We start from the raw sequence: 8,281 nt of genomic DNA, 5'->3' as shown, positions 1-8,281 counted from the left end.
CTCGCCCGGCGGGCTCGAGACGTCGAGACGACCAGACACCGCCTCGACCCTGTCCCTGAGCCCGACGAGACCGGAACCCCCGCCTACGGTCGTCGCGCCGCCGACGCCGTCGTCGGCAACCTCGATGTGAAGCGCATCCGCCCCGAGCCCCACCCGGATGGTGACCCCCGCCGCCTGAGAGTGCTTCGCGGCGTTCGTCAGGGCTTCGGCGACGACGTAGTACGCCGCCACCTCGATGGACTCGGGAAGCCGGCGATCCACGTCGACGTCGACGCTGACCGGCACCACCGAGCGTCGCGCGAGGGCTCTGAGCGCCGGCACGAGCCCGCCCTTGGACAGTATCGCCGGATGGATGCCGCGCGACAGCTCCTGCAGGTTGGTGTACAGGTCCGCCAGGCCGTTGATCACGTTGTCGAGCTGCTTGCGGACCGCCTGATCCTCTTGTGGCACAGACGCTTCAACGGTGCGCAAACCGAGCCCAAGCGCCACGATGCGCTGTTGTGCGCCATCATGGAGATCGCGCTCGAACCTCCTCCTGGCCTGGTCGGACGCGGCCACGATGCGGGCCCGCGACGCCTTGAGTTCGGCCCGGGTCTCCGCGTTGGCGATCGCCGTCGCAACCAGGTCGGCGAAGTCACCGATGCGTTCCTCCGTGCCGTCCGGCAGCCGCTCGGTACGCACCGAACCGACGATCAGGGCGCCTCTGGGCTCTCCGTCGATGGTGACCGGTGCGCCTGCGCCGGAACGGAGTCCGAGGCCACGCATCCGGTCGGCGATGGTGCCCTCGACACTCTCGAAGTCGTCGATCCGCGCGGTCGCGCCGGTCCGCCGGATCCGGCCACTGATGTTCTCCCCGTCCAGCGGAAGTCGTTCGCCCGTCCGCAGGGTCTCCCTTCCCGGCTGGTCCTGCGCGGCAAGCACGGTGCACGACTGGTCGGATTCGAACCGCACCAGCGTGACGTGTTCGACGTCGAGCCCACGGGCCAACTCGGTGACGGTGACGGGATAGACCTCGGCGGGATCGGCGCCCCTTGCCACCAGTGTGGCGACCCTGCGCAACGCGGTCTGCTGTTTGGCCAGCGCATCCGCTTGGCGGCGACGCTGTTCGGCCTCGGCGGCGCGCAGCCGGGCCTGCCCCGCCAGCAGGTTGGCCAGCAGCGCCAAGGGCAGGAACACGAACAGTGCGGCCGCCACACCGTCGAGGTGGAAGTACAGGTACACCAGGGTGCTGGCGATCGATGTCGCGATCGCCAGACCGATGCTCCAGCCCGCGGACACGACGAGCACTCCGAGCAGGAAGATGGCCCCGAATGCGTTCTCGGGGGCCACCCGCGACAAATACAGCACGACCAACGTCTCGGCGGCGAGGAACGCGACGGCGACGACGATGCCCCAGCCCAGCGGGCGTGCCGTCGGCCGGAGCACCGTGGCAAGCAGGCGGGCGCGAAGAACTGGCCACCGGCCACCGGGTTGGTCGTCGGAGGTGATTGGGTACTCGGTCATCGCACCGGATGCTAGTGGGTTTCACCGGCAACATTCCGGCTAGCGCCAATGCCCGCGGTGCGACGAGCTGTCAAGCTCGTCTAGTGAAGTTCTCCGGAGGTGTCCCGTGCGTTGTCTGATCGTCGACGACAGTGCCGACTTCCGTGACGCCGCGACCGACATGCTCGAGCGCGCGGGCATCGACGTCGTCGGGGTTGCGTGCAGCGCCGAGGAGGCGTTGAGCCGTTACACCGACCTGCGCCCGGACGTCACCCTGGTGGACGTCGAACTCAACGGCGAGAGCGGATTCGACGTCGTGGAAAGACTGCACGGGACCGGTGGTCCGGCGCCGTCGGTCATCCTGATCTCCACGCACTCCGAACAGGACTACGCCGAAATGATCGCCGACAGTTCGGCATTGGGATTCCTGGCCAAATTCGCCCTGTCACCCGTCGCGATCAGAGGCATGCTCGACGCGCACCGTTAGCGGCGCTCACAACGAGTCCAGGTACATGATCACCGCGCGGACCCGGCGGTGCTCCTCCTGTGTCTCTGGCAGATGCAACTTCGTCAGGATGCTGCGGACGTGCTTCTCGACGGTTCCCTCAGTGACCCAGATCCGTCCCGCGATGCCCGAGTTCGACAGACCCTCCGCCATGAGCGTCAGCACTTCGCGCTCACGGGTGCTCAGGGCGTCGAGCGGGTCGTCGCGGCGGCGGGCGGACACCAGTTCCTGAACGAGCGCAGGGTCGACGACGGCGGCGCCGCCCGCGATCCGTCCCACCGTCTCGACGAAGTCGTCGACGTTGGTGATCCTGCTCTTGAGCAGGTAACCGATCGAGTGCCCTCCCGCCAGGAGTTCCATGGCGTGCTCGACGTCGACGTGCGCGGAGAGCACCAGGATGGCGATTTCGGGCCACCGTTCCCTGATGGTCTTGGCCGCGTCGAGGCCCTCCGTGTCGTGCGAAGGGGGCATGCGGATGTCGGTCAACACCAACCCCGGCTGCCGTTCGGCGACGATGTCGAGCAGTTCGACGGCATTGCCCGCCTGACCGATCACGTCGAATCCCGATCGGTCGAGCAGGCTGGCAAGGCCCTCGCGGAGGAGGACGTCGTCATCGGCGACGACCACGCGTACGGCATTCATCCTCACGATTCTCGCACCCACCTCGCGTTTCGCGTGAGGTGGCGTTGTTGAAGCGGAAGCGCCAAGCCGCGCTGATCGCCCAAACGTCCGTGCGACACTTTTGCGCATGGTCATGCCAATCGCACGTCCCAAGCTGGAGGGCAACGTCGCCGTCGGGGACGATCGCCAGATCGGATTCGCCGAGTTCGGCAACCCGCAGGGCCGCGCGGTGTTCTGGCTGCACGGGACCCCCGGAGCGCGCCGCCAGATTCCGGTCGAGGCGCGTGTCTACGCGGAGCGCGAGAACATCCGGCTGATCGGCATCGACCGTCCTGGCATCGGCTCATCGACGCCATACCAGTACCCGAGCGTGCTGGCGTTCGCCGAGGACCTGCGCACGATCGCCGACGTCCTCGGGATCGACGAGATGGCCGTCATCGGGCTCTCCGGTGGAGGGCCGTACGCCTTGGCCTGCGGCGCGGCGATGCCAGACCGCGTCGTGGTGGCCGGGGTCCTCGGTGGCGTCGCGCCGACGGTCGGACCGGAGGCCATCAGCGGCGGTTTGATGTCGCTGGGCTCGGCGGTGGCACCGTACATGCCGTTCATCGGACTGCCGCTGCGGCTCGCGGCGGTCGGACTCATTCAGCTCATCCGTCCCCTCGGTTCGCGGGCCGTCGACATGTACGGCCGCGTATCACCCGAGGGTGACCGTCGGCTGCTGGCGCGCCCGGAGTTCAAGGCGATGTTCCTCGACGACCTTCTCAACGGCAGTCGCAAACAGATGGCGGCACCGTTCGCCGACGTCGTCGTCTTCGCGAAGGACTGGGGATTTCGCCTCGACCAGGTGAAGGTGCCCGTGCGGTGGTGGCACGGAGACAAGGACCACATCATCCCCTTCGCGCACGGCAGCCACGTCGTCTCGCTGCTGCCCGACGCCGAGCTGTACACGTTGCCTGGCGAGAGTCATCTCGCCGGCCTCGGTTATGCCGAGGAGATTCTGAAGAACCTGATGACGCTATGGGACGATCTCGAGCCGACGACCTAGTTCTGCGTGATCTGGAGTGGAGCGCGACCGAGGACGCGGTCGAGCCAGTCGAAGGCGTAACTCTCGAACAGGGTGCTGCCGAGGCCCTCGCAGTGGCCGCCCGCACCCTCCGCCTCGGTGAACTTCTTCAGTCGCCTCTCCGACCTCAATTCGTCGAACAGCCGCTGGCTCTGCGACGCGAAGTCACCCTCGCCCTCGGTCACCAACGTCGGACACGAGATGTCGGAGGCGATGCCCTCCAGGGAGAACGTCAGCTGCTTGCGGATGAAGTCTCCGACGGTGTCGGTACCCATCGCCGCCATCCGCGCGCCGTACCACTCGACGTTGCGCGGCCCGCTGATCAGCTCTTGCAGCCGTGCGTCCAACTCGGGGTCGGCGGCCTGCAGCCGCGCGAGGAAATCCTGCGGGCTGTCGAAGCCCGCGCCCTTGGCCAGCGCGCCGATCCGGGAGGCGAAGTCATACTGCCCCGGGTCGGTGACCAGCGCGGCCACCCGTGACTCGAACGCCGCGGCCCGCGGTGCGAGATACCCACCGAACGAACGGCCCATCACGGTCACCGCACCGGGGTGGACACCGTCTTGAGCGAGCAGCCACGTGAACGCCTCGGCGAACGGAACCTCGAAGTCGGGCCGGAATGGGCGTCGGTGTTCGTAGAGCATGCCGCCCTGGCCGGGCCCTTCGAACACGAAGAAGTTGTACCCCCGCGGCAGTGCCATGTAGCCGGTGGCGACGTACCCCGCCTCGGCGGTCGAGTCGAAACCGCAGGGCGCCAACACCGTTGGTCGCGGGGTGTCCGCGTCGGCCGGTCGAAACAGGTATCCGGTCATCGATACGCCGTCGTACGGGATCTCGGCGGTGACCGCGTGGCAGTCGAGCAGCGGCAGCGCCGACCGGAAGGCCAACCGGTGTTGTCGCCAGGCGTGTTGCAGCCGTTCGTCGTCGATGTCGTGGCGGATGAAGAAGAAGGACTGCCGCCAGTACTCCGAGGCTCGCAGGAACGCCTTGCGGGCCGTCACGTCGTGCCCGCCCCGGACTGCGTCCTCACCGAGCCTCTGGGCGACCTCGGCGGTCGCCGACCACTCGTCGAACCAGGAGTCGTAATCGCCGGCCGTGGTGCGGGCCGCCGTCACCATGACCTCGCCGAGGTCGGCCGCCTCCGCCGCGACGGCGATCAGCGTCCGGCCGAGTTGTGCGTCCATTTCCGCGTCGTCGAGCAGAATCTTCACGAGCCGCCTCTCCTATCGGAGGATTTCGATCAGGAGTACCCATCTGCCGAGCATCGAGATGACGATCGCGGCGACCATCCCGAACACCACCCAGTACGTCCCGGCGTCTCCCGCGCTCGCTCGCCAAATCGTATCCCTGACGTGCCCTCGGGCAGCCACCATCCGTCAGCGGATCCTCGAGTTGGACGGGTCGTAGATCGCCTTGAGTGACACGGTGATCGGGTGGAGATGGCCGCCCACGTTCACTTCGTACTCCCCCGCCGCGACCCATGCAGCGTCGACCTTCGCGTGGTCGGCGGCCCTGACGTAGGCCAGCCCGACGCACGCCCCGGTGGTCTCACCCCACGCCGCCGAGGTGACCTGGCCGGCGACCACACCGTTGCGCAGGATGAGCTCGCCGCCCCAGAGCATGGCATCCGGTGACGCGACGGAGAATCCGACCACGCGACGCCGGGGGCCTTCGGCCCTGGCCTTCTCGACGGCGGCGCGGCCGAGGAAGTCGACGTCGGTCCCGAGCTTGCACGCGAACAGCAGCCCTGCCTCGACGGGGTTGTCACCGGGGGTCAGCTCGCGGCCGAACGCGCGGTAGCCCTTCTCCAGGCGAAGTGACTCGATCGCGTAGTAGCCGCCGCGGGTCACGCCGAACTCGGCGCCAACCGTCATCAGGTCTTCGTAGACGCCGACGGCGAACTCGGTCGGAACGTACAGTTCCCAGCCGAGCTCCCCCACGTAGGTGATGCGCGTCGCGCGAACGGTTGAGTAGCCCAGGCTGATTCGTCTGCTGGTGCCGAAGGGGAAGGCGGCGTCGCCGAGGTCCGCGTCGGTCAGGGCGGTCAGCAGTTCGCGGGACCGGGGGCCCATCACGCCGAACACCGCAAGCGACGACGTCACGTCGACGAGCTGCGCCCGCAGGCCCGCCGGGATATTGCGGGTGATGTGGTCCTTGTCGCGCTCGGTGGTGGCCGCGCTGCTGACGATCAGGAATTCGTCGTCGCCGGTCCGGGTCACGGTCACGTCGGCCTCGTAGCATCCGCGTTCGTTGAGCATCCCGGTGTACACGGTGGTCCCGACCTCGACGGCCACGTCCGCCGTGCACAGCCACTGCAGCGCGGCTTCGGCGTCCTGGCCCACCAGAAGGTACTTCGAGAACGACGTCTGGTCGAAGACGGTGACGCCGGTGCGGGTACCGATCTGCTCGGCCGCCGACCAGGGCAGCCAGTTCTGCTTTCCCCAGGAGTACTCGATGACCGGGTCCGCGGCCGCGGGGGCGAAGAAGTTGGCCCGCTCCCAGCCCATCCGGCTGCCGAAGTTGGCGTTCGCCTCGGCCAGGAGGTGGTGTACCGGCGAGCGACGAAACGGCCGAGCGGTCGTCATTTCCCGGTTGGGCCAAGGTATTTCGTAGTGCAGCCCGAGCACCTCGGCCACCCTGTCGTGCAGCCAGCGGTTGTTGCCGTTGAACGGTGCGAAACGCCGGATGTCCACGCTGGTGAGATCGGTGGTCGGTGAGCCGTTTGCGATCCACTCGGCCAGCGCGCGCCCGGCACCGCCCGCGGAGGCGATGCCCACCGAGTTGAATCCGGCGCCGACGAAGAAGTTCGCGAGCTCGGGCGCCTCGCCGAGGATGAACTGGTTGTCGGGGGTGAAGCTCTCCGGTCCGTTGTAGAGCTTCTTGAGCCCGGTCTCGTCCAGCGCCGGAATGCGCAGCAGAGCGTTGTCCATGAGGATCTGAAAGTGGTCCCAATCCTCTTCCAGCAGTTGGAATTCGAACGGATACGGGATCGCGTCGGGGCTGACCCACGGTTTGGCCTCCGGTTCGAAACCTCCGATGACCAGTCCGCCGACCTCCTCCTTGAAGTACGTATAGCCGTCGGGGTCGCGCAGGATCGGCATGTCGGTGCGGACGCCTGCGATGGGCTCGGTCACGACGTAGAAGTGCTCGGCGGAGTGCAGCGGGACGTTCACGCCCGCCATCGATCCCACCTGCTTGGCCCACTGGCCCGCGCAGTTGACCACGACCTCGGCCTCGACGTCACCGACGTCGGTGCGGACCCCCGTGACGCGGCCACGGTCGGTGATCACGCCGGTGACCCTGGTGCGCTCGATGATCCGGGCGCCACGCTGCCGCGCCCCCTTGGCCAGCGCAAGCGTCAGGTCGGTCGGGTTGGCCTTTCCGTCGGCGGGCAGCCAGATGGCCCCGACGAGGTCGTCGGTGCGGATCACCGGGTAGTGGGCGAACGCCTCCTCAGGCGTCAGGAGCTCGCACTCGAGGTCGAATGCCGCTGCGTTGGCCGCGGTTCGGCGCAGCTGGATCATCCGGTCCTCGGTCCGCGCGACCGTGACACCCCCACACTGCTTGTAGCCCGCGGTGAGGCCGGTCTCGGCCTCGAGTTCGGTGTAGAGCTCCGTCGAATACTGCACCAGGCGGGTACCGCTCTCCGAGGCGCGCAGCTGACCCACCAGCCCAGCGGCGTGCCAGGTGGTGCCGGAGGACAGTCGGCCCTGCTCGATCAGCAGCACGTCGGTCAGACCGAGCTTGGTCAGGTGGTAGGCAACGCTGGCTCCGATGACGCCACCGCCGATGACGACGATCCTGGCCCGCTCGGGAAGGGTGGTGGTGCTCATGAATTCGTCTCTCCCATGGCAGTTTTCAGTCCCCGGTCCTGACGTCGTCGAGCAGGCGGGCGAAGTCGGGTCCCTTGAACTCCTCGACGGCGTTCTCGTACCGCTCCATGGCCCAGGACCAGAAGTCGAAATCCAGTGCGCTCGAGCCGTTCTGGATACACCCCCACAGGGTCCAGCCGTACTGCGACACGGTGCCCTGCAGGCGTGCCCTCGCGAGTCGGCTGCGGATCGGGCGGCCGAAGTAGTTGGTCACCAGTTCTTCGAGCTGCTCGGTGGTCAATCGGTTGTCGCGCCAGATGTTTCCGAGCTCGAAGCACGGGTCGTTGTTGCCGGAGTACTCGTAGTCGATGAGCCACACCCTCTCACCGTCTTCGACGAAGTTGGCCGCCAGCAGATCGTTGTGACACGGAACCGTCGCCGGATTCTCGTCGGCCAGCACCGCCCGGATCGACTCGAAGTGGTCGGCGTATTCGAGATAGTCCGATGGCAGTCGAAACCCGTTGTCCTGCAATATCTTGAGATAGGTGGGCTGCAGTGCGAACATGTCGAAGTCGTTCTGGAACCGTGGTCCGCCGTGAAGCGTCCGACAGCCAAGAGCCACCTTGGCGAGGACTCCTGGCCTGGAGAAGTCGTCGCTGGTCAGCGTCGTGCCCTCGAGGTAGCCGATCAGCAGGATGCCGAGGTCGGGGCGGTAGTCGATGACGGGCGCCCCGACGCCGGCCCGCTCGGCGGCTCGCCGACGGCCCGACGATCACCCGCACGCTTCTGCTGCCGGGCAAC

8 protein-coding genes are annotated in these 8,281 nt (G+C 67.5%); 3 read left to right on the top strand and 5 right to left on the bottom strand.

What is annotated here, in order from left to right:
- A partial coding sequence (locus ACRDUX_RS29570) for a GAF domain-containing sensor histidine kinase (RefSeq protein ID WP_526419174.1) occupies window positions 1-1,503 on the bottom strand: 1,503 nt, incomplete at its 3' end.
- 106 nt (window positions 1,504-1,609) lie between these two features.
- Between ACRDUX_RS29570 and ACRDUX_RS29565 the strand changes: the two genes are divergently transcribed.
- Complete coding sequence (locus ACRDUX_RS29565) at window positions 1,610-1,969, top strand: response regulator transcription factor (protein WP_526419172.1); 360 nt, start codon at window positions 1,610-1,612, stop codon at window positions 1,967-1,969.
- A gap of 6 nt (window positions 1,970-1,975) precedes the next feature.
- On the opposite strand, the gene ACRDUX_RS29560 is transcribed toward ACRDUX_RS29565, so the two are convergent.
- The gene (locus ACRDUX_RS29560) at window positions 1,976-2,629 is read right to left on the bottom strand and encodes a response regulator transcription factor (RefSeq protein WP_526419170.1); all 654 of its coding nucleotides are present in this window, start codon (window positions 2,627-2,629) and stop codon (window positions 1,976-1,978) included.
- 106 nt (window positions 2,630-2,735) lie between these two features.
- On the opposite strand from ACRDUX_RS29560, the gene ACRDUX_RS29555 reads away from it, so the two are divergent.
- Complete coding sequence (locus ACRDUX_RS29555; RefSeq protein ID WP_526419168.1) at window positions 2,736-3,653, top strand: alpha/beta fold hydrolase; 918 nt, start codon at window positions 2,736-2,738, stop codon at window positions 3,651-3,653.
- Here the strand turns inward: ACRDUX_RS29555 and ACRDUX_RS29550 are convergent.
- The 3 genes from ACRDUX_RS29550 to ACRDUX_RS29540 all read right to left on the bottom strand — a co-directional run bounded on the left by ACRDUX_RS29550 (window position 3,650) and on the right by ACRDUX_RS29540 (window position 8,144).
- On the bottom strand, window positions 3,650-4,879 hold the full coding sequence (locus ACRDUX_RS29550; protein WP_526419166.1) for an alpha/beta hydrolase family protein: 1,230 nt from the start codon (window positions 4,877-4,879) through the stop codon (window positions 3,650-3,652). The genes ACRDUX_RS29555 and ACRDUX_RS29550 overlap by 4 nt on opposite strands.
- A 165-nt stretch (window positions 4,880-5,044) precedes the next feature.
- The gene (locus tag ACRDUX_RS29545; protein ID WP_526419165.1) at window positions 5,045-7,501 is read right to left on the bottom strand and encodes an FAD-dependent oxidoreductase; all 2,457 of its coding nucleotides are present in this window, start codon (window positions 7,499-7,501) and stop codon (window positions 5,045-5,047) included.
- A gap of 25 nt (window positions 7,502-7,526) precedes the next feature.
- Window positions 7,527-8,144 carry a phosphotransferase family protein gene (locus ACRDUX_RS29540; RefSeq protein ID WP_526419176.1) on the bottom strand — a complete coding sequence of 206 codons (618 nt, stop codon included), beginning with the start codon at window positions 8,142-8,144 and terminating at the stop codon, window positions 7,527-7,529.
- Between ACRDUX_RS29540 and ACRDUX_RS29535 the strand changes: the two genes are divergently transcribed.
- The coding region (locus tag ACRDUX_RS29535; RefSeq protein ID WP_526419163.1) for a hypothetical protein at window positions 8,076-8,281 on the top strand (206 nt) is incomplete at its 3' end. The two genes, ACRDUX_RS29540 and ACRDUX_RS29535, sit on opposite strands and share 69 nt — an antisense overlap.

This window comes from Mycobacterium sp. (assembly GCF_050701675.1).
Classification (GTDB): Bacteria; Actinomycetota; Actinomycetes; order Mycobacteriales; family Mycobacteriaceae; genus Mycobacterium.
The sequence above is the reverse complement of the archived record's forward strand: the minus strand, read 5'-3'. Positions and strand labels throughout refer to the sequence as shown.

What these genes read in the sequence shown, in the direction of transcription:
- ACRDUX_RS29560 (WP_526419170.1), bottom strand. Translation starts at nt 2,629, where the DNA reads ATGAATGCCGTACGCGTGGTCGTCGCCGATGACGACGTCCTCCTCCGC.
- ACRDUX_RS29555 (WP_526419168.1), top strand. Translation starts at nt 2,736, where the DNA reads ATGGTCATGCCAATCGCACGTCCCAAGCTGGAGGGCAACGTCGCCGTC.
- ACRDUX_RS29545 (WP_526419165.1), bottom strand. Translation starts at nt 7,501, where the DNA reads ATGAGCACCACCACCCTTCCCGAGCGGGCCAGGATCGTCGTCATCGGC.